General features: G+C 36.9%; 15 protein-coding genes. 12 read left to right on the top strand and 3 right to left on the bottom strand.

All coding sequences use genetic code 11. The features are described 5' to 3' along the window. Nucleotides 1–55: 55 nt before the first annotated feature. Nucleotides 56–1,741, bottom strand: coding sequence for a GH25 family lysozyme (locus ACZLXV_RS00430; RefSeq protein WP_482382158.1), 1,686 nt, complete (start codon nucleotides 1,739–1,741; stop codon nucleotides 56–58). Between the two features lie 213 nt (nucleotides 1,742–1,954). Here ACZLXV_RS00430 and ACZLXV_RS00425 point away from each other — a divergent pair, with 213 nt between their 5' ends. From ACZLXV_RS00425 to ACZLXV_RS00385, 9 genes are all read left to right on the top strand, one after another. Beyond that, the gene (locus ACZLXV_RS00425; RefSeq protein WP_482382157.1) at nucleotides 1,955–3,511 is read left to right on the top strand and encodes a putative DNA modification/repair radical SAM protein; all 1,557 of its coding nucleotides are present in this window, start codon (nucleotides 1,955–1,957) and stop codon (nucleotides 3,509–3,511) included. A gap of 161 nt (nucleotides 3,512–3,672) precedes the next feature. Further along, nucleotides 3,673–4,461 (top strand): TIGR03915 family putative DNA repair protein, encoded by a 789-nt coding sequence (locus ACZLXV_RS00420; protein ID WP_482382156.1) that lies wholly within the window; start codon nucleotides 3,673–3,675, stop codon nucleotides 4,459–4,461. Nucleotides 4,462–4,755: 294 nt separating this feature from the next. After that, a complete protein-coding gene (locus tag ACZLXV_RS00415) occupies nucleotides 4,756–5,508 on the top strand; it encodes a hypothetical protein (RefSeq protein ID WP_482382155.1) in 753 nt (250 codons plus the stop codon). Nucleotides 5,509–5,794: 286 nt separating this feature from the next. After that, the gene (locus tag ACZLXV_RS00410; protein ID WP_482382154.1) at nucleotides 5,795–7,951 is read left to right on the top strand and encodes a cellulase family glycosylhydrolase; all 2,157 of its coding nucleotides are present in this window, start codon (nucleotides 5,795–5,797) and stop codon (nucleotides 7,949–7,951) included. 286 nt (nucleotides 7,952–8,237) lie between these two features. Then, on the top strand, nucleotides 8,238–9,659 hold the full coding sequence (locus tag ACZLXV_RS00405) for a hypothetical protein (protein WP_482382153.1): 1,422 nt from the start codon (nucleotides 8,238–8,240) through the stop codon (nucleotides 9,657–9,659). Between the two features lie 164 nt (nucleotides 9,660–9,823). After that, nucleotides 9,824–11,173: a leucine-rich repeat domain-containing protein gene (locus ACZLXV_RS00400; protein ID WP_482382152.1), complete on the top strand. Its 1,350-nt coding sequence runs from the start codon at nucleotides 9,824–9,826 to the stop codon at nucleotides 11,171–11,173. 27 nt (nucleotides 11,174–11,200) lie between these two features. Further along, the gene (locus tag ACZLXV_RS00395) at nucleotides 11,201–13,624 is read left to right on the top strand and encodes a cellulase family glycosylhydrolase (RefSeq protein WP_482382151.1); all 2,424 of its coding nucleotides are present in this window, start codon (nucleotides 11,201–11,203) and stop codon (nucleotides 13,622–13,624) included. A gap of 213 nt (nucleotides 13,625–13,837) precedes the next feature. Then, a complete protein-coding gene (locus tag ACZLXV_RS00390) occupies nucleotides 13,838–14,137 on the top strand; it encodes a hypothetical protein (protein ID WP_482382150.1) in 300 nt (99 codons plus the stop codon). Continuing rightward, the gene (locus ACZLXV_RS00385) at nucleotides 14,134–14,874 is read left to right on the top strand and encodes a lytic transglycosylase domain-containing protein (RefSeq protein ID WP_482382149.1); all 741 of its coding nucleotides are present in this window, start codon (nucleotides 14,134–14,136) and stop codon (nucleotides 14,872–14,874) included. The genes ACZLXV_RS00390 and ACZLXV_RS00385 overlap by 4 nt, the downstream gene beginning before the upstream one ends. A gap of 77 nt (nucleotides 14,875–14,951) precedes the next feature. On the opposite strand, the gene ACZLXV_RS00380 is transcribed toward ACZLXV_RS00385, so the two are convergent. Both ACZLXV_RS00380 and ACZLXV_RS00375 read right to left on the bottom strand, forming a co-directional pair. Next, nucleotides 14,952–16,373, bottom strand: coding sequence for an RsmF rRNA methyltransferase first C-terminal domain-containing protein (locus ACZLXV_RS00380; protein WP_482382148.1), 1,422 nt, complete (start codon nucleotides 16,371–16,373; stop codon nucleotides 14,952–14,954). A 22-nt stretch (nucleotides 16,374–16,395) separates the two neighbouring features. Next, the gene (locus ACZLXV_RS00375) at nucleotides 16,396–17,034 is read right to left on the bottom strand and encodes a DUF4867 family protein (protein WP_482382147.1); all 639 of its coding nucleotides are present in this window, start codon (nucleotides 17,032–17,034) and stop codon (nucleotides 16,396–16,398) included. A 275-nt stretch (nucleotides 17,035–17,309) separates the two neighbouring features. Here ACZLXV_RS00375 and ACZLXV_RS00370 point away from each other — a divergent pair, with 275 nt between their 5' ends. From ACZLXV_RS00370 to ACZLXV_RS00360, 3 genes are read left to right on the top strand one after another with little or no spacing between them, the layout of a single operon-like run. Next, the gene (locus tag ACZLXV_RS00370) at nucleotides 17,310–18,128 is read left to right on the top strand and encodes a nitrilase-related carbon-nitrogen hydrolase (RefSeq protein WP_482382146.1); all 819 of its coding nucleotides are present in this window, start codon (nucleotides 17,310–17,312) and stop codon (nucleotides 18,126–18,128) included. Further along, nucleotides 18,115–20,367, top strand: a complete 2,253-nt coding sequence (locus ACZLXV_RS00365) for a tetratricopeptide repeat protein (RefSeq protein ID WP_482382145.1) — start codon at nucleotides 18,115–18,117, stop codon at nucleotides 20,365–20,367. The genes ACZLXV_RS00370 and ACZLXV_RS00365 overlap by 14 nt, the downstream gene beginning before the upstream one ends. 24 nt (nucleotides 20,368–20,391) lie before the next feature. Beyond that, nucleotides 20,392–22,047 (top strand): putative manganese-dependent inorganic diphosphatase, encoded by a 1,656-nt coding sequence (locus ACZLXV_RS00360; protein ID WP_482382144.1) that lies wholly within the window; start codon nucleotides 20,392–20,394, stop codon nucleotides 22,045–22,047. Nucleotides 22,048–22,155: the final 108 nt, after the last annotated feature.

Genomic DNA, 22,155 nt, shown 5'->3' with positions numbered 1-22,155 from the left:
AAGCAGTAGAAAACAAATTGTTAATAATGTTTTCTGCTGCTTTTTTGTATCAAAATTATTGTAAAACTATATGTTTGGCAGTTACATATCCGACATATGATTTACTTGAGTCGGAATATCTTACTTTATAAAAACTTAGCAATCCGACTTTTTTGGTGCTGAGAACAGCCACGTATGAGCCTGACGGAACATTAACTATTGCATTTGTAATAGATTTTGCTTCTTTAAGCAGTTTAGTTGAAGTTTTAGCTGTTCCACCTTTATAATATTTTAACTTTGAATCAGCCGGCAGCCAGCAATTGTATTTTTTGTTTTTTGTATAATAGTACATATGTAAAAATGTCGTATTATTTTTATAAGTGGTTTTGCCCGTATATTCAAGTATGAATTTTTTGGGAAGTGTTTTAAGTGTATCTGCCTGAGCAGAAGGCTTCTTTAAAAGTTTCAAAGAAGATGTTGTTATGGCTGCTTTGTGCTGCATGGCAGAAACCGTAAGTGAAAGATAATTGCTGTACAGTTTTTTTGCTGACTTTGAATTTACACTTCTTATTTTATAATAATATTCGTGGTAATTTTCGACGTTGCTATCAACGTATTTTTGCGTTTTTACATTGTTTATTGTTTTGACTTTCTTGTATTTTCCATCATAAAAATCTTTTCTGTATATTTCAAATCCGGTTGCATTTTTCGGAGCAGTCCATTTGAGCGTAATTGATTTTGATGTTGAAACAGCCTTAAATGGTTTTGGAGCACTTATTTTTGTAGTCGAAGCAGGAGTTGTTGTGGGTTTAACGGTAGGCTTGGCAGTCGGTTTAACAGTAGGCTTTACGGTCGGTTTAGCGGTCGGCTTAACAGTAGGCTTAGTAGTCGGTTTAGCAGTAGGCTTTGGTGTATTAGTTGGGGTTATGACAGGTGATGAGGTAGCTTCTGCTGTATCTATACTTTTTTTGGTATACCAAAAGTTGCAATCGACTTTTCCTGTTATGCCGTTCACTTTTCCGCTGCTTGTATACTGCCAGTATTCATAGCTGTTTGCGTATGTTGTCTTTGTGGTATAGTTTGCAAGCCATACTTTATAAGTGTTTCCGATTGTTTTGCCGTTTATTAGACTTGATAAATCACTTTTGTTTGCATATACAAGAGGGGTATATCCGGCTTTTTTTACGGCAGCACAAAAAGCCTTTACATTTGCCGTTGCTTCTGCTTTGGTTAATTTCGCATTATACATTCTTCCGATAGGATTTTTGCCGTCAGTTGGGTATTCATAATCGATAGCAACAGGAAGTGTTATATTATAATCCTTTATTTTACTTATGCAAAATTCGGCTTCTTCGCGTGCTTCATCGGTTGTAAGAGCTTCGGTGAAATAATAAACACCGACTTTAATTCCGGCAGCCAGAGCACCTTCGATGTTAGCTTTATAATTAGGATCGGTACATAAAGTACCGGATTTTCCGTATCCTCTGTAACCGACACGGACAATGACAAAATCGACACCGTCCTTTTTTACTTTATCCCAATTTATGTCGCCATTATATTTTGAAACATCTATTCCATTGTAGATATTATAGTTTTTAAAAATGTCGTTGTGGGTGTAGGTTGAACTTGTAAATGGGCTTTTGCCTGTAATAGCGGCAGAAACGTGTGTGTTGTTTAAAAAATATGTTGTATCTGAAAATAAAAAGACTGATTGCATAATCAATGAACATATCAGTAATTTTGATAAAAATTTCTTTTTCATGTGTGTCCTCCGTAGTTTGAATTTTATGTTACCGTTATAACAAAAATCAATTATTAATTATTCGCTGTCAGTATAAACGGTAACGATTATATACTACAGTATATTTGTATGCTGTGTCAAAAAGATGTAAAGAATTAGATGTTGACTTTGAAAAAATAAGATGTTAGAATAAAACAAACGTTTGGAACAAAAGTTCGGAAGAGGGGTGGAGCAATGGTACTGGAAAATGATATGAGTCTTATGAAAAAATTACAGATTTTATCAGATGCGGCTAAATATGATGTGGCGTGTACATCAAGCGGAGTACATCGTGACGGAGTAAAAGGCGAGCTGGGAAATGCTGTATCATGTGGAATTTGTCACAGTTTTGCAGCTGATGGAAGATGCATATCTTTACTCAAGATACTTTTTACGAATGAATGTATCTACAATTGCAAATACTGTATAAACCGTGTATCAAATGATGTACCGAGAACTTCATTTACACCGGAAGAAGTCTGCCGTCTCACCATGGAGTTTTATCGCAGAAATTATATAGAAGGTTTATTTTTGAGTTCAGGTATTTTATATTCACCTGATTATACTATGGAACTGATATGTAAGACTTTGCATGATTTAAGAGTGGTTCATAGATTTAATGGTTATATACATTGCAAAGCTATTCCGGGTGCTTCGCAGGAACTTGTAGAACTTGCGGGGTGGTATGCTGACAGGATGAGTGTAAATCTTGAACTTCCGACAGAGGCTGGATTAAAAGAACTGGCTCCAAATAAATCAAGAAAAAATATATTGACACCTATGAGACAGATTCAGCTCGGAATGGCAGAGAGTATGGAAAAACTTGGCATGAAAGGCGGAAACAGGAGTGCGTATTGGCATACATCGAAGAGGCTGGGACGCCATATGGATGATGCTCTGACAAAAAAGGATTATAGTCTGCTGAAAAAGGATAGGGGACAGTTAGAGTTTGTTGGAGGAGAATATGAGAAAGCAGATAGAATGCAGGTATCCATATTGCCAAAGCAGAAAACAGATTTTCAGAAAAATACCAATATTCTGCCTGAGGTACCGGACAGAGGCGGTGCACTTACTATGTGGAATAAAGCCGAAACAAACAGGGGGTTTGTTCCGGCGGGTCAGAGTACACAGATGATTATAGGAGCTACAGGTGAGAGTGATTTTGAAATTATATCTGTATCTGAGGCTTTGTACAAGAAATTTGATTTAAAAAGAGTATTTTATTCTGCATTCATAAATGTAAATAATGACAGTACACTTCCGGCATTGGAGAAAGACCCGCCGCTTCGCAGAGAGCATAGGTTATATCAGGCGGATTGGCTTCTCAGGTATTACGGATTTGAAGCTAATGAACTGCTGTCTGAAAAAAGACCGTTTTTTAACACATATCTTGACCCGAAATGTGATTGGGCACTTGGACATTTAGAAGATTTTCCTGTCGAGATAAATACGGCAGATTATGATACGCTTCTTAGAGTTCCGGGAATTGGTGTTAAATCAGCAGGGCGCATAGTCAGAGCTAGAAAAACGGGACAGCTTGATTTTGATACTTTAAAGAAGATAGGAGTTGTCTTAAAGCGTGCAGTGTTTTTTATAACATGCAATGGAAAGATGATGTACAACTTTTTGAAAGTGGATGAGGATTATATTACGAGAAATCTCGTGGCAAATGAAGGCGATATTATGAAAGGTTTCGGACAGGATATAACATATAAGCAGCTTACGTTGTTTGATGATTTTTCGCTTGGCTAGTGTGCTGTATCAATGACTTTCGGTGAAAATTAACTTTTTGATATATTTGTCAAAAATGCGATTATGAGAGTGCATGTCAAAAAACGCAGGCGTAACGGGCTACGGCGAGGATGTTTGGCATGTGTTATTGAAATTGTAAAAAGGGAGGGAAAAAACAGGATATGGAAGAAAAGAATATTCGCATATACAGATGCTCGGATGATGAGGTGGGGGTATTCAGTGCTATATATGAAGCGGGAATATCCGGTTATGGACATAAATATATACGCATCCAGCCACAGTCGGACAGATATATGTATAGTATGGAACTGTTTGCAGAGTATGTAGATGTAGAAAGTTCTGAAAAAAAGATGAATGCTGTTCTCAGTGCCGTAAAGGAAAAAATATCAAATGAAGTATATGAGTATGTTATGAAAGCTATTGTAAGCGATGATTCACGCAGGGGAGATATTATATATCAATTTATAACATATGGATTTACAATAGGTGAAAAAGTCGTTATGGCAGTTCAGTTTCAGGAAGTTTCGGACATGTTTACTCTTGTGAGAAGTGTTCAAAATGAGGCACATAGATATATAGAGATACTTCGGTTTAAAGAAGTTGTTCACAAACCGCCGCTTTTGCTTGCTGTGATAGAACCAAAGAATGACATAGCAGCACATATTGCAAATCATTTTGCTGACAGGTTTAATAATGAATGGTTTATAATATATGATGCAAGGCACCATAAAGCGGTATTTCATGATGTTTCAGGAAGATGGGAAGTACGTTTGCTGACAAGAGATGAAGAGGAAAAGATATGTGAGCTTCATGAAACGAAGGAAGAATATTCTGAGTTATGGAGAGTTTTTTTCGATAGCATTGCAATAAAAGAAAGAGAAAATAAGAAACTTCAGATGGAGAATCTTCCTATTGAGTATAGGAAAAATATGACAGAATTTATAGTTTAAGGCAATTATATGTCAAAATTCGGTTTTATAAAAATAAAATTGTTTTTTGTTTAGAATGATATAAAATGAAGCTTATTTTCTGGAAATCTTGTGAAAATGGTTGTATAGGATACGAAATGCATATAAAAAAAGAGAAAAACGGTGAAATATTATGCAGATTAACGATACCATTAGCGTTTCTGTTCTGTTAATATGTAATTTGTTATAGGAAATTATAGCTGAGTTTTAGTAAAAACTAAACTATTTTTCCTTATAAAAAATATCCCCTATATATAGGGAGAGGAGGATAAGTTAATGAGATTAACACAGGGAACAAAAAAAGCGCTTTCATTAGCTCTTTCAGCAGCATTGGTTATTACAGGTGCAAGTTTTGAGGGAACAAAAAGTGCAGCAGCAGACACTACAACAAACACAACAGTAGCCAGCGGTTCGGCAGTAACAAGTGCACCGGCTATTACAAGCGCACCAGCAATAACAAGTGCACCGGCAGTTACAGAGACACCGGAAGTGACAAGTGCACCAGCAGTTACAGAAACACCAGCACCAACAAACACACCAGCAGTAAAAGTAACAGTTGCAAAAAAAGCTGTTTCAGTTGCACCTGGAAAAACAACAACAGTTAAGTACACATCAAATGCGACAGTTAAAGTTTCAAGCAGCAACAAGGCTGTAACAGTTAAGGTTAACAAGACTAAAAAGACAGTTACAATTTCTGCTAAATCTACAGCAACTATGGGTTCTACAGCTACAGTAACTCTTAAAGCAGGTACTAAGAAAGCTACAATAAAAGTAACAGTTGCAAAGAGTGCAAATGTTAAAAAGAATAAGACAGTTAAATATTCAGTTGCACTTGCAAAAGTAACTAAGAAAGTTAAGACAAATAAGATTAAGATTACTGTAAAGAATAAGAAGATTGCAAAAGTAACAGTTAAGAAAACTGCTAAGGGTCAGATTACATATAGTGTAAAAGGACTTAAAAAAGGAAAGACAACTGCTACAATCAAATATGGTAAGAAATCTGTAAAAGTTAGTGTGGTTGTAAAATAATTGACCGGGTTGAAGTAAATTAAAGCTGAAAGCGATTTGACAAAACAAAAGCCTGGTAAAAAGAGCGTGTCTGTAGACACGCTCTTTTTTGGTACATTTTTTTAATCTACTGGAAATCCCATGAAAAAAATAAAATCTTTTGTAAATATACATTAAAATGACATAAAAATATACTAAAAAACATGTACAATATATCTAAAAATTAGGATATAAATGTTAAGAAGATTGTAATAAAATATGTACATACTATGAATGTTAGTGATGAAATGAGAGGAGAGAGCAAGGTATGAGGAAATCTTATTCAAACAGATTATTGTCATTGGCATTAGTGGCAGTTATGGCATTTAGCAGTGTTTTGGCTGGAAATGTTACCAGGCAGTCAGCACAGGCGGCAAGCAAAAAAGTTACATTAAAATTTAAGAAAAGTTCTTATACAGTTAAAGAAAAGAAAACTTTATCTTTAAAGAGCCAGATTACAAAAAAGAATATAAGTAAAGTTAAAAAGCTTGTATGGACTTCAAAGAATAAGAAAATTGCAACAGTTTCGGCAAAGGGAATTGTTACAGGTGTGAAAGCGGGAAACACAGTTGTTACCTGCAAAGTACAGTACAAAGCTGCAGGCAAGAAAACATATCAGACAAAGACCATTCAGACAAAGGTCAAAGTCAGTGCAGTCAGTTCTGCAGATGAGAAGTTCACTGTAAAATGGAATGATAAATCAAATATCGGACCTGAGAGGACTGTTTCTATTGCCGGGGGAACATCGGACAGCATGACAGTCAAAGACAATGGTGAGATGCGTAAAGATTTATCGACACAGTATCTTATCAAAAACGAGATGGGAACCGGTATCAATCTTGGAAATACTATGGAGGCTACAAAGGCAATAGACGAGATTGATAACTTTAAAGAAGCTACAGATTTTGAACAGGCATGGAGTGCACCGATAACTACACAGAAGTATATAGACAGTGTACATAGTTATGGATTTAATACAATTCGTATTCCGGTAGCATGGTCAAATATGATATCTAAAGACGGAAATTATACTATCAGCGATAAGATGCTTGGAAGGGTAGAAGAAATTGTAAACTATGCATTGAACAATGGTATGTATGTAATTATCAATGACCATTATGATTATGGATGGTGGGGAATGTTTGGCTCGAGTGATGATACTATCAGAGCAAAGGCATGGAAAAAGTATGAGGCGATTTGGACGCAGATTTCAGAGCGTTTTAAAAATTATTCAGACCATTTGATTTTTGAATCAGCCAACGAGGAACTTACAAATCATATAAATGATGCAAACCTAGGTTTGAATACAGCGATAAATCCGAAAACAGAGACTTATGACGGAAATTATCTGAAAGGAACATTGACACTTGAGGAGTGTTACGAAACAGCAAACAAGATAAATCAGACATTTGTCAATGTTGTAAGAAAGTCCGGTGGAAATAATGAATATCGTCATCTTTTGATTGCCGGATTTGGAACAGACATCAATAATACATTAAGTAGCAACTATGTGATGCCGACAGATACAGTAGAAGGAAATGGCAACACAAAGCTTAGCGTATCAGTACACTATTATAACCCGTGGGAATTCTGTGGAGATGGCATGAGCGGTGCCACATACACTGAAAAAGACAAGGAAGCGACAGAAAAACAGTTTGCTAAATTAAAGAAGTTTACAGATCAGGGATATGGTGTGATAGTTGGAGAGTTTGGTGTATGCAATCCTTTACAGGATGGTGTAACTAAATGGCTTCAGGACACTATGGAGATAGCAGCTAAGAATGGCTGTATTCCTCTCTTGTGGGATACGCCGGGCACATACTTTGACCGTGAAGCATGTGTTATGCAGTTTAAAGATGTTGCAGAAATGTATAATTCTATTACAGGAGCCAGTGGAGACACAAATATAAATTCCAATACAGGTTTTGTGAAGGCAGATGTAAATTACTATACAACATTGCCTGAAAGTGCAAAACAGGTATTCCAGTGGAAAGGTGAATGGAAGAAAAATGATGGAAGCAATATCGGATTAGATGGAAATCTTGTAACATCATCAGGTATAGAGCAGTTTATCAAGACTGAGAGTGTTAGTGAGAATGAGCAGATAACTTTCAACGATTGGGGGTATCAATCTTTCTTAAAACTTGATTGGTCAAAATATAAAAACCCTGTTGTATATTGTACATTCAAAGAAGATACTGCAGATGCAGTAGGAGAAGTACAATTTGCGACAACAAAGAAAATAAATGGTTCTATTAAGGATACGGTTACTTTGGATTATGAAGCTTGGAATGGTAAATATGTTTCAATTCCGGGAAGCATATTAAATACTTTACAGACAGACACAGAAAGAAAATATATGTATTTTACATTTGGAAATGCTCCGGTAGTCACAAGCATTACGGTTTATAATTTAGGAGAATAAAGTTACAAAGGTTACGCTTACATATTTCTAATGTTTTAATGTGTTTAGTATTTAGTGAAGTGTTGTGCAAAGTGTTACAAAATGTCAAAATAATATTTGTAGAAATTGTGCAACATAGTTGAAAAAGATATAAACATTTGATATATTATCTAATGTTTAAATATATGTATATAAATGAAGGTGTGATGGGGACTTTTATTAAATAACAAAGTTTCGGTAAATATGTTATAGCATTTGTTTATATACAAAGACTCAATAATTTTAATTGATAAGGAGGAATTTGAAAATGAGAAAACAGACAAAGAAAATTTTGTCTATCGTTATGTCTGCTGCATTAGCAATCACAGCAGGAGCAGGCATTAATTTGACAAAGTCATCAGCAGCAGATACAAAGCCAAACTTTAAGGCGGAGTTATGGAGCTTTGGAACATTTGCCGACTGGGCAGGTGCAGCAAGTGATACAGTAGAGGTTAAAGATTTTGGTGAGTATACTCTTACAGGAGAAGCAACAAAAGACCTTGCTGATTTGTTTAAATCAGACAATGGTACAGCTGTAGTTCTTGGTACTTCTAAAGAGTACAGTGCAGCAGTAGCAGAGACAGGTATTGATAACTTTGAAGTTGTTGGTAAGAGCATTCAGATTAATGATGGAGACATCATTCCTTGGAATGTTACCCCTTCTGACTGGGACGGTGCCCGTATGGTTATCCACAATGCTTGGAATGCCGATATTGATTTCAAGACAGATAAAGTAGCTCCTATAAAAACAGGAGATAAGATTAAAGTAACATTTGAGGTAAAAGCAAAAGATGCTTCAGCAGATACATCAACACCAGGTGCAATTGCAACACCGGCACCGGCAGGATCACCTACAGATGCTGATTTAGTAGGTACAGCACAGCTTGACTCACAGGCTAACGGATGGTGTGGAAACGATGATTGTACAAATGTTAAGGCTGATATAAAAGGTGCCGGAACATACACAGTATCTTCTACATGGGAAGAAGTTCAGGAAGATCCTCAGGCTTATTGTGCATTGACAATTGCTGATCTTAAGGACATTGCAGCTTATGTTACATTTAAAGATGTTACTGTATGGGTTGACGGTAAAGTTGTAAATATGCCTGTAGTTTATGGTGGTGACAAAGACTGTCGTATCCAGTTATGGAATACATGGGGAAATGATGGTGTAGGAGCAGGTTTTGAAGTTCCGGCAAACTTCCCTTCATCATTCTATGAGATTAAAGTACAGTTTACAATCGGTCTTAGAGACACAGCTAGAGATTGGGATGCAGAAGGAACAGACTCATCTTTAATTAACATTGATACAACTCAGCCGGATTATGAGCCAGCAAATAAGCCTGCTGAGCCAACACCTGCACCAGCAGATCCAACACCAGCTCCAACAACAAAGCCTTCTACAACAAAGAATGCAGTTAAATCACTTAAAGCTGCAAAGAAGACAGTTTCTGTAAAGAAAGGCAAGAAAGCTGATGTAACAGTTAAAGTAACAGCTGCAAGCAGCAAGAAAAAGACTACAGATAAGGTTACAGCTACAACAAGCAACAAGAAAGTAGCAAAAGTAGTTAAGACTACTGTTAAGGCAGGAAAGATTGTAGTTTCTGTAAAGGGTGTTAAGAAAGGAACTGCAAAGATTACTGTAAAAGCTGCAAAGAAGAAAGCAGTAGTTACAGTTAAAGTTAAATAATAATTGACTGGGTTTAAAAATAGCTTTTTATATCAAAATTTGAAATTTTATTTAATAAAATGAAGATTATTGAGTCAATATAAAAATTCCAGGGCAGTTTGCCTTGGGATTTTTATTTAAAATTTATAGGTAACTTTGTTCAATATAAAGGAGGAACAAATATTATGAGAAAATTATTTTCAAAGTTAATGTCAACAACATTATCAGCTGCAATGCTCATAACACTTGGTGCAGGAACAGTCGGCAATGTTGCATCAGCAGCAGAAGATGATCAGGCAGACGTATCAGGAGTAACATACGGATATACAGCATATGTAGGATTCCAGACAGATGGACCATATGCTTACCGTGACCCTGTTTTAAGTTCAAACGGCTTGACAAACAAGACATATAAATATGAGACACAGGCAATGCTTCCGGTTGATAAGGCAGAAGTTGAAGCTACAGATGTTACAAGTGTAAATCCGGTTATGTCAGCAGAAGGCGAGTATACAACATCTATTTCAGGAATAGACCTTGTTAATAAGAAAAATATTTCTAAAAAGGGTACTGAAACAAAAGCTACAACATTTAATATGCTTTATGTTACAGTGGATGTGCCATTGACAAACAAGGGTGTTAAATTAACAGACGTCACATTAAAGGTTGATGGCAAGGTTGTAAGAACATTAAAAGAAGCTCCTAATAAGTCAGATGCAAAAGACGGATATCAGTTTATGATTGCAGACAATTATGCACCGGCAGACGGAACAGATGCTTCAGAAATTTTTAATGCAAATGACAAATTAGAAGTATTACCTACATCAAGCATCGAAATCTCATACAAGATTAGCGGTGGTGACTGGTCAAAACTTCCTTTAGCCGGAACTATGGGAATGAAGTTCTCAGAGGGTGATTTTACATATCAGGTAACTCAGCCGGCATCTTCAACTACAGAAGGAAAAGTACAGCTTACAGGACTTTCAGCAGAAGGAAAAGCAAAGAGTGAAATTGAATTACCGGATACTGTAAATGAGACAAAAATTACAAATGCAACATATAAAGTTACAGGACTTAAGAGTGGTGCATTTAAAGCAAGCAGCATAAAATCAGTAGATTTAACAAAAGCAGCTAACATTAAGTCAATTCCATCAAATACTTTCAATGGCTGCAAGAATCTTACAACAGTTAAGTTGAACAGTGTAATAAAGAGTATTGGTTCAAGCGCATTTGCAGGCTGCACAAGCTTAAAGACGTTTGCAACGGGCAAAGCTACAGCTTCAATTGGTTCTAAAGCATTTAGCGGATGTACAAAATTACAGTCAGTTACATTATCAAAAGCTACAAAGAAAATCGGTTCAAGTGCATTCTTAAATTGCAAAAATATTACTAAGCTTGTTGTTAATCAGAAAGTTAAGGTAAGCAAAAATGCATTTAAGGGCTGCAAAAAGACAATTAAAGTATCAGGAAAAGCTGCAAACAAGAAATATACAGTTGAGCAGATTAAAAAATCAGGATATAAGAAAGTAAAATAAAGTAGACTAGAAAGGCGGACTATAACTGTGAGAAAAAATATCAGAAAAACTTTAGTGTCATTATCTCTCATAGCTTCATTAGTTGTTACAGGTGTAAGTGTCAACCAGAGTGCTAAGACGACAGCACAGGCAGCAAAGAAAACTGTTGTCAAAATAAGCAAGACAAGTGTTAAGGTAAAGCACGGAAAGACTCAGACATTAAAAGTTACAGTGAAGAATGGTAAACTTAAATCAAAAAGTTTTTCTTCATCTGATAAGAGTGTAGCAACTGTTACAAATAAGGGTGTTGTGAAAGGTGTGCTTGAAGGAAAAGCAACAGTTAAATGTGTTGTTAAGTATACTGAGACAGGAAAGAAAAAAGTAAAATCAAAGACATTCAAGTGTAAAGTAACAGTTTATGATACTTTGTATCCTGTAAAAGCAGTAGAAAAAGAGGAAGCGTACAAGACAAGCAGTGAGACAGATGGCATTAGTCATGGCAGTAAAGAAGTTGTAACAGGCTTTGCAAATAAAGACAATGTCACATTACAGATGAAGTATAATGACAAGTCAAACATAAGTGATAAGGCTGTCAGCTTTACTCCAAAGGGCGGCACAAAGAAGATTACTAAAAAAGATAACGGTTCAATGAGAAGAGATCTCAGTGCTCAGTATTTACAGCAGTACGAGATGGGAACAGGTATCAACCTTGGTAATACTGAAGAAGCCGTTTATGGTGTTGGCTCAAAACTTGATGTAATTGCAGGAACAGATGAAACTGCTTATGATAAAGCATGGGGTCAGCCTGAGATTACAGAAAAATATTTTGAGAAGCTTCATTCTTATGGTATCAATACAGTGCGTATTCCTGTAGCCTGGTCAAACGGTGACAAGGATGACGGAACATACACAATTGATTCTAAACTTCTTGCCCGTGTTGAGCAGTTGACAAACTGGGCATTAAATCAGGGAATGTATGTTATTATCAATGACCACTGGGATAATCAGTGGTGGGGTCAGTTTGGTGCGGCTACAAAAGATGCAGCAGGAAACAAAGTTGCAAATGAAACAGTACGTGCCAATGCTTGGAAGCGTTATGAAAGATACTGGACACAGATTGCTAACCGATTCAAAAACTATTCTGACCATCTTATTTTAGAGAGCGCAAATGAAGAATTAGGTGAGAGATTAAATGACAAAATCAGTATCTATACCGGATATTCTAAGACAACTAGCGAAAGCGAACTCTCTAAGTGGTCAGGCGGAAAGTATACGAAAGATTATACCCAGGCCGGAAACTTGACACTTATGGAACAGTATAAGACTACAAATAAAATCAACCAGAAATTTGTAGACATTATCCGTAAAACAGGAGGAAACAACGCATACAGACATCTGTTGATAGCAGGCATTGATACAAATATTAAAAATACCTGTAATGAAATTACATACAGTGAGGATAAAGATGGCGATGGAGTTAAAGAAAAATATACAGTAGAAAATCCATTTAAGATGCCAACAGATTTGACTTGCAATGGAAAGAATCGTTTATTTGTATCTTTACATTACTATACCCCATGGGATTTCTGTGGTGACGGTGGCAGTGGCTCTTATACATATGGTGATCAGGCTAATTTAAGAGAAGAACTTTCACCATTGAAAAAATTCAGTGATGACGGTTACGCTGTTATTTTAGGTGAATGTGGAGTTTGCAGTCCGATGACAGTTACAGGTAGTGTTAGTAAATGGTTTGAAGATACATTTACAATGTGCAGACAGTACCATATTGTACCTGTAATGTGGGAAACAGGTCAGTTCTTTGACCGTTCAAACGGAAATCTTAAATTTAGAGATTTAGGAGAATTCTGGAATGCTACAAATGTAAATGCGGAAGGTGTTTATGCAAGTGGTAATACAGATATTAAGAATGTTACAGGAAAGATTGATGTATCTAAAGTTGTAACAGATATACCAAGTACTTCACCTGTTTGGAGCTGGGAAGGTATCTGGTATAAGAATGGTGGAGATTCTGCCGTTGGTTCAGACCGTTACAGTGCAAATCCTTCAACAGGTTCTAAAGCAGAAGATTTTGTACCTGTATCAAAATGCATTCCTACAGTAGACGGAGATACTACAGAGGTTCAGTTTGATGCGACAGGATACCAGATGTTTATCAAGTTGGATTATACAAAGTATACAAATCCTTACTTAGTAGTGAAATTTGCAGACGAAACTTTAGATCCTGCAAACTTCAATGACAAGGGTGAGGATAATGTAGGACATATCCAGTTGGGAACAGCCGGAACTCCATCATTTAATGATATATTAGACATTGATTTGAAGGACTTCAACGGAAAGGCAATCAAGATTAATGATGCCGGAGTTATTGCAAATGCAGCAACACCATGGATTAGCTTGACATTCAGCGGAAGACCTACAGTCACAGGAGTATATGTTTATGACGCAAAATAATGTTTATTGGTTGTAAAGCAACAGATAAACTGATATTAAAAAAGAGTTGTCGAGTAATCGGCAGCTCTTTTTTGTGGATAGGGAAATTTTTATTCCACAAACCACTATTCAACGGCAATCTAATGTGTTATCATAACTATGTATAGCTTTAAATTTGAGCTTTGAATTTTATGAATGACTTTCAACAAGTAGATTTAAGACGGGGGTGGTTATTTGTTTAGAAAGCCTGTAAAAGGAAAGAAAGCGAAAACCATATCGTGTAAAGAGGCACATTTGAAAGAGCAAGTTTCGGACATGGTCTATAAAAATCCGGATATAAAGAGAGTGTCTCAGGCAGAAGTCATAGAAAAGACAAGCTATATACAGGTGATGGATGCGGATATAGAGGGGGCGTCTGTCAGGAGTACAAAAATAGGAAAAGCAGATAATGATATCACACTAAGCAATCTATTTCATGATTTGGGACAAAACTTAGATGATTTGAGGAATGGAGAACAAGGGGGAGAAAAATGATTAGTGGTGTTCAGGGATTGAAAATAAAGCCATTGGCAGAATTGAAAAATGACGGAATACAGAAACATACAAGCATAAAAAGTTTTAGTACGGTGCTTAGCAGCCAGAAGAAAAAAGCAGAGAATACATCTGCTTCAAAGGCTGCTAAAGAATCAGCTAAGTCAGACAGTTCAAATGCAGATACGACTGTAAATAAATCATCAGATAGTGATTCAACAGCAGGAAAAATTTTATATAAAAATGCGTCGACAGGTGAGACATATGTGTATGTTGATGTTGCAGATGACAAGACATCTAAGACAAACAAGACATCGGATACAAATACAGCAGATGCGATGAAAAAGACAAAGTATGACAGTATATTCAAAAAGGCGGCAAAAAAATACGGTGTATCTGAGAGCTTACTTAAAGCCGTTGCAAAGGCAGAGTCAAACTTTAACCCGAATGATGTTTCAAGTGCGGGAGCTATCGGAGTTATGCAGTTGATGCCATCTACGGCAAAAGAACTTGGTGTTACAAATCCGTATGATGCAGAACAGAATATTATGGGTGGTGCAAAGCTGATTGCGGCGCATTTAAAGAAATTTAACGGCGATGTAAGACTTGCTCTTGCGGCGTACAATGCAGGAAGCGGTGCGGTCAAGAAATATGGCGGAGTGCCTTCATTCTGCAAGACATATGTAAATAGAGTTTTAAGTTATAAAAAAGCTTATGAGACAGCAAATGCAGTAGGTTAAACCTGCTGCATTTGCTGTTATAGCTGTAATTTAAAATTAATATCAATAAATAAAAATATTCTGATATTTATAGGTGTTTAATAATTAATCCTAAGTCCTTTAGGATAGTGATTTTTGATGGTGTTGTTTGTGATTTTGCCCCAGCCAAGACTTAAACCTTTAAAGCATACTAAAACAAATCCCTTTGCATTGTTTAGCGAGTTGTCGGTTATCTGTATAACGTCACCGTGCAGATATTTTTCTGCCTGTTCATCTGAACATTCAAAAGAATATTTTACATCGGTCGGTTTGAGATATTTTGCAAAAGCATGTGCCGGTTCAAAACGGTTTTTCTTTCTTGTGGCTATGTGAAGTCCCGGTCTGAGAAGTTTAATTCCTTTAAGTTCAGGCATTTTGTCGGGAATCAGGTAAAGTTCATCACCAAAATATTCATATCTTTTGTCTGAATATAAGTCTGTATCATTTATAAATTCAGTAAGAAATTCAACTAGCTGTTTTCTTTCGCTTTTAGACAAAATATTTTTGCCGGATGATTTCTTTTTCTTTTTTTGAGTGGCTGTTTCACCGCCGTTTTTCCTTAATCTTACTGCAAAATGACCTTCGCCTTTTATTTTATGCGGCCATAATCTGAGTGAACCTTTAATTGCCGTTTTTTCGTCATCGGTCAATGGTTTAAATTCTTCTGAAACAAAGTCAGGATTTCCGTTTGAAATATCAATTTCAAGAATATCGTGATAGTCTTCAACACAAAAATCAGGGTATTCCCGTAAAAACCAGACCAAAATTTCCTCATTTTCAGCGGGAGCAAAAGTACATGTTGAATAGACAATGACACCGTCAGGTTTGAGCATGTTCTGTGCCTGTGACAGGATTGAACGCTGTCTTTGTGCACATAAAGCAACATTTTCGGATGTCCATTCTTCAATGGCAACATCATCTTTTCTAAACATCCCCTCACCGGAACAAGGCGCATCTACGATTATTTTATCAAAGAAAGCCGGAAAATATTTCGCCATGTTTTCAGGAGTTTCATTACAGACAACAGCATTTGAAATGCCAAGTCTTTCAATGTTTTGTGAGAGTATTTTGGCTCGCTGGCCAAAAATTTCATTTGATACAAGTAAGCCGTTTCCATCAAGCATACCGGCAAGCTGGGTGGATTTTCCGCCGGGGGCAGCGCAGAGGTCGCATACTATATCACCGGGCTTTGCATCTGAGAGAGCAGCAACGGACATTGCACTTGGTTCCTGAATGTAATAGGCACCTGCTTCATGCAGAACATGGCGGCCGGGTTTCTCGTCAGGGACAGCATAAAACCCTTCTTTGGCCCAGGGAACAGGGCTTAAAAAGAAGGGTAATGCATCCTGAGACTTTATTTTTAATGGATTTATGCGGAGTCCGTATGATTTTTCATCTGAATAGCTTGCATTAAACAATTCAAATTCTTCAGGACTGAGCATAGACTTCATTCGTTCAATAAATTTCTCGGGTAAATTCATAATTTAATTATTTCTCCATTTATTAAATTAAATCTGCTATGTCGATATTTTCGCCTGTAAGTCCGATATGTGCACCGGCTTTAGCTTCTGATGTATCTTTATGCGCAATAAGCCATTTGTTTTTAGCCCAAAGGAGAGCATCCTCAGAATTGGCTTTTGTTATTTCAGGCATATCAAAGTTTGTGTATTTTGGAAGAACAATAGCTACTCTAAAGCCTTCACCTTTCTTTGCACTGCAAGGAGCATAGTGAAGTGTTGTAGAATAAAGTTCAACGGCTGTTCCTTTAGGACAGAGGAAAGCTTCTGTTTTGCTTGAATCAATAATGCCGTTTTCAACATCCTGAAGTTTAGCGACGAGAAGAATTGCGTCATCAGCGGCAATATCAATTTCACTGTCTCTGTGGTATTCATAGCAGTTTAACTTTGTGTTTGTACCGTTGCAGTATCCGATTTCGATTGGCATTCCACCGTAGCAATTGTCACGGAGCTGTACAAAAGCAGGGGTATTTTCAAGAGCTTCACAAGTAGGCTCATAGATAACTCCGTCAGCAGGTTTGTCTGTCTCACTTTCGAGTTTTTCTAAAAGAAGTTTGTAGTCGTATCCGTCAACAATACGACCGTAAGGTTTAAATGCTTCATCTGTAACTGATTGAATTTTCATAAATATTATCCTCCTGAAATAAGTTTTAGCATGCTTCTGTTTTTATTAAATAAAATATAGAAGCAAAAATATAGATTTTACGACATTCGTTTTTTATATATGATTTGTATCATATATAATTGTACCATACAAACAAGGCTGTTGTCACTTTGATAATTGGTGTTAGTATACAAGTATACTTGTACACTTGTTTTATAAGTGAGCATTAGTTATAATAGTCATATGAGTGCACAGTAGTTATCTATAATTAAAGACAAATTGATGGGAGGAACCGTATGAGAGTTGCACTTGGACAGATTGACATGGTATGGGAAGATAAAAAAGCGTCTGTCGCAAAGGCAGAAAAAATGATATGTGATGCAGCTTTACAAAATGCGGATATAATTATTTTCCCGGAGATGAGTTTTACAGGTTTTTCTATGAATCTTTTAAAGACAGGTGAAAAAAGACACGCATCCGATACAGTGAAAAAGATGTGTGAGTTGTCTGAAAAATATGATATTGCCATAGGTTTTGGATGGGCGGCACTGCCTGAAAAAGAGGGAGAGAAAGGAAAAAATGTTTTTTCGGTTGTGGATAATACAGGAAAACTTATTGCCGAGTATGAGAAAATTCATCCGTTTACATATGGCGGGGAAAGTGATGTTTATGACGGCGGGGACAAGATAGTTTCCTTTCCGTTTAAGGAGCATACGGTAAGTCTTTTTGTATGTTATGACCTTAGATTTCCTGAGATATTTCAGGCTGCAGCAAAGAAATCTGATGTTATGTTTGTCATTGCAAACTGGCCTCAGAGCAGAAATATACATTGGCAGACACTTCTTCGGGCAAGAGCGATTGAAACACAGTCATATGTTGCAGGGGTAAATTGCGTTGGAGAGCATGATGGTATCTTATACAGCGGTGACAGCATGGCAGTCGATTCTATAGGAAATATACTGGGACAGATTTCAGGAAAAGAGGGAGTGCTTATCTGTGAACTTGATGACAGAGCGTGGGGACTTCGGGAAAAATTTCAAACGAGGAAAGACAGAAAAGATGAGTTATATTACGATATATTTCTAATGTATGGAGGTAAAGATGAGACAGTATGAATTAACAATAAGAATTGCGCAGATACATCATCTGATAGAGGTTCGTAAATATAAAAAAGCACTTGCAGTAGTAAAGACTCTCGATATGCGCCAGGTAAAAGGAATAAGTGATTTGAGTGCAATTGCAGAGGTTTATACAAAGACAGAACAGTTTGACGCGGCAAAAAATACATATTTAAGAATATACAAAAAGAGCCGCACAAGGAGAGTTTTATACAGACTTATATATCTTGCCATCCGTACAAATGCATTAGATGAGGCAGAAGGATATTATCAGGAATTTGTGGCGATGAATTCAAGCCAGAGGGATGCACTTATCTTAAGATATCGCATTGACAAAGCGTCAGGGGCATCTATCGGACAGCTTATAGGAATATTAGAGTCACTTAAAGAGGAAGAATATATAGAAGAGTGGGCTTATGAACTTGCAAAGCTTTATTTCAAAGCAGGACGTTTTGACGAGTGCAGGAGCGAATGTGAGGACATAAAGCTTTGGTTTGGAAGGGGAGAAATAGTTGAAAGGGCAAAACGCCTTATTGCAAGCATTGATGATGATGAACAGTTTGCATATATTGATGACAGGGATTATACGATAGAAAAGGATATACCAAACCCTGAAGATACAGGCTCTCTGCCAGATCTTACGGAATACGTGGAGTCAGAGAGTGAAATGAAAAGGCATGATAAAAACATAGGCAGCAAAGTGAAAAATGCAATAAAATTAAATTATGAAGACGACGAAAATGCAGACGAAAGTTTTGACGATTTGGATGAGCAGGAAGAAACAAGTTATGCAAGAGACGAGGCTGTCGATGAGCTTTTGAAGATGAGTGACCAAACAGAGAATGATATTGTCGGAGAACAGGCACATAAAAGTGATGAGTCTGCAGATTATAATGATGATATTGATGAAGACGAACCTGATTTAAGCATAACTGATTCAGAAGATACATTAGATGAAGACTTTGAAGATGATGCAGAAGATTTTGACGGTGCAGAGATGGCGAGAAAAGCGATAGACGGACTGCAAAAGCTGTCAGGTATCTGGAAACATTCTCAAACGCAAACGCAGCCTGAGCCTAAACAGGAACCTAAAGCTGAGCAAAAGCCTGAACCAAAGCCTGTTAAAGCAAAAAAAGAGCCGCAGTATACTCATTATTCACAATCCGGCACAGGTATTACGCTTGACCTTTCAAAGGAAATATCAGCAATATATGAAGCGGAAAAGAGAGAACAGCTTAAGGTACATTCCGTAAAGGTAAATGAAGAGCCGCAAAGTGATATATCTGATACAAAACAGCCGGATATATTGGAGGATAATTCTGTAATTTCAAGAGAAGATGCAATGGCACCTTCTGACATAGAGGAAATAAAGAATGATTTGAAAGATATAACAGGCAATATATTTAGCGGAAAGAAAAGACGTATTATTGATGCTGTGGCTGATGACTGGGGGCACACAAAGCCTATCGGAAGTGTAATTGAGGCAGTAAAAGAAACAGAAACCAATGAAGTAAAGCAGCCGGCACAGCCAGTGGAGGAAGATAAAGAAAAAGAGAATCCAAACTTAAATAGCACTGAAAATACACTTGAGCAAAAAGTTGCAGATATACCGGAAAAGATTACAGATATTTCAGAAAAAAATACAGATATTTCAGATAACGTTGGGGAGAAATCTGAGACAGAAATAAAGTTAGAAAAGGCAGCAAAATTGTTTGGGATAAATAGTGTATGGTCAAAGGAGGATACAGATATGGCAGAATATTCAACACCAGAGGAAGAGTTACCTACAACGAGAGCATTACACAAGACATTTAAAGATGTTTTAACCTTAATAAATGCCGAGAAGGATCCGTCACATTTTGTACTTATTGGTGAAGATACGGAAAGGATAGTTGCGGTATCAAAGAAGATAGTAAAAGTTTTAAAACAAAACGGATTTTTAAGCAAGGGAAGAATTGGGTGTATTAAGGCAAAACAGTTAAATCAGATGGATTTTGACAAATGTAAGGAACAGCTTAAAGGAAGCTGTCTTCTCGTTGATGATGCAGCAGATTTGTTTTTCCCTACAATTACAAAAATATTTGAACTTATGGATGAATTTTACGGTGATTTCATAGTTATTCTTGCGGATGAGGGAAATACACTTGATCAGATGTTCAGATTTGCACCTGCACTTGCGAAGAAGTTCAAGTATGTAATTGACATAAGCAGATATACGGCAGAGGATTTGAATTAATTATGAAGGAGGCAGATTAAGCTTATGCCGCTTAGTTCAGAAAAAGTAGTTAATGTTATAGGACATATAAACCCGGACACGGATTCAATATGTTCTGCAATCGCATATGCGAGACTTAAAAGAGAGATAACCGGTGAAAATTATGTTGCTAAAAGAGCCGGTCAGATAAATGCCGAAACAAGATTTGTTCTAAAAAAATTTGGTGTGTTACCACCTGACTATATGAATGATGTAAGACCACAGGTCATTGATATTGATGTAGGGCGTGTAAAGGGTGTAGGAGAAGATATATCACTGAAAAAAGCATGGGAACTTATGAGGGAAGATGCGTTGCAGACACTTCCTATAGTAGACGAGTCGCAGTATTTAAAAGGACTTATCACGATAGAGGATATTGCAAAGTCATACATGGATGTTTATGACAGCCGTATTATTGCAAATGCACAGACACCATTTAGAAATATAGTAGAAACACTTGGCGGAGAGATGATATCGGGTGATTCTGACGAGATGATAAAGACAGGAAAGTGTCTTATTGCAGCTGCAAACCCTGACCTTATGGAAAGCTATATTGAAAAGGGTGACATAGTAATTCTCGGAAACAGATATGAGTCTCAGCTTTGTGCAATTGAGATGGGAGCAAAATGCATTATAGTATGTGACGGTGCACCGGTTTCATTTACAATTACAAAGCTTGCACAGGATAAGGGATGTTTCATAATAAAAACTCCATATGATACATTTACTGCTTCACGTCTCATCAATCAGAGTATTCCAATTAGATTTTTCATGAAGAGTGAAAATCTTATAACTTTTGGACTCGGTGAGTTTCTCGATGATATTCGTGATGTCATGGCGAAAAAAAGATACAGAGATTTCCCTATATTGGATTGGAACGGAAAATATTTCGGCATGATTTCAAGGCGAAGACTTTTGGGAGCAAGAAAGAAAAAACTGATACTTGTAGACCACAATGAACCATCGCAGGCGGTAGACGGCATAGAGGATGCAGAACTCTTAGAGATAATAGACCATCATCGCATTGGAAGTATTGAGACGATGAGTCCGGTATTTTTCAGAAATCAGCCGCTTGGCTGTACAGCGACGATCATATATCAGATGTATAAGGAAAATAATATAAATGTAACGCCTGATATAGCAGGGCTTTTATGTTCAGCCATTTTGTCAGATACACTTGTTTACCGTTCGCCTACCTGTACCGAAACGGACAGGCTTGCAGCAGAGGAGCTTGCCGGTATAGCCGGAATTAAAACACATGAGTATGCCATGGAGATGTTTGCGGCGGGAAGTGACCTTTCATCTAAGTCGCCTGAGGAAATATTCTATCAGGATTTTAAGAAATTTGTTGTAGGAGAGCAGACGTTTGGTGTCGGTCAGATAACAGCTATGACAAGCAAGGAACTTGAAGCAATAAAGGAAAAGCTTACGCCTTATATGCAGAAAGCTATGGCAGACCATGAGGTTTCAATGCTTTTCTTCATGCTTACGGATATATTGCAGGCGAGTACAGAGCTTTTGTACTATGGAAGCGGTGCAAAGGAGCTTGCACTGGAGGCATTTCATTTGCCAAAAGATGTTGATACTATAATTCTTAAAAATACCGTATCAAGAAAAAAACAGATAATACCGGCAATGATGATGGCATTGCAGGAAGAATAGAAAATGAAAGCCTATTCCGCCGAAAAAAACACTCGATAATATCAAGAGCAAGTTCTTGTATAATCGAGTGTTTTTTATGGCTGAATTGTTACTTATAAAAAATATAAA

The sequence above is a fragment of the Butyribacter sp. genome (genome assembly GCF_056818865.1).
The sequence above is the reverse complement of the archived record's forward strand: the minus strand, read 5'-3'. Positions and strand labels throughout refer to the sequence as shown.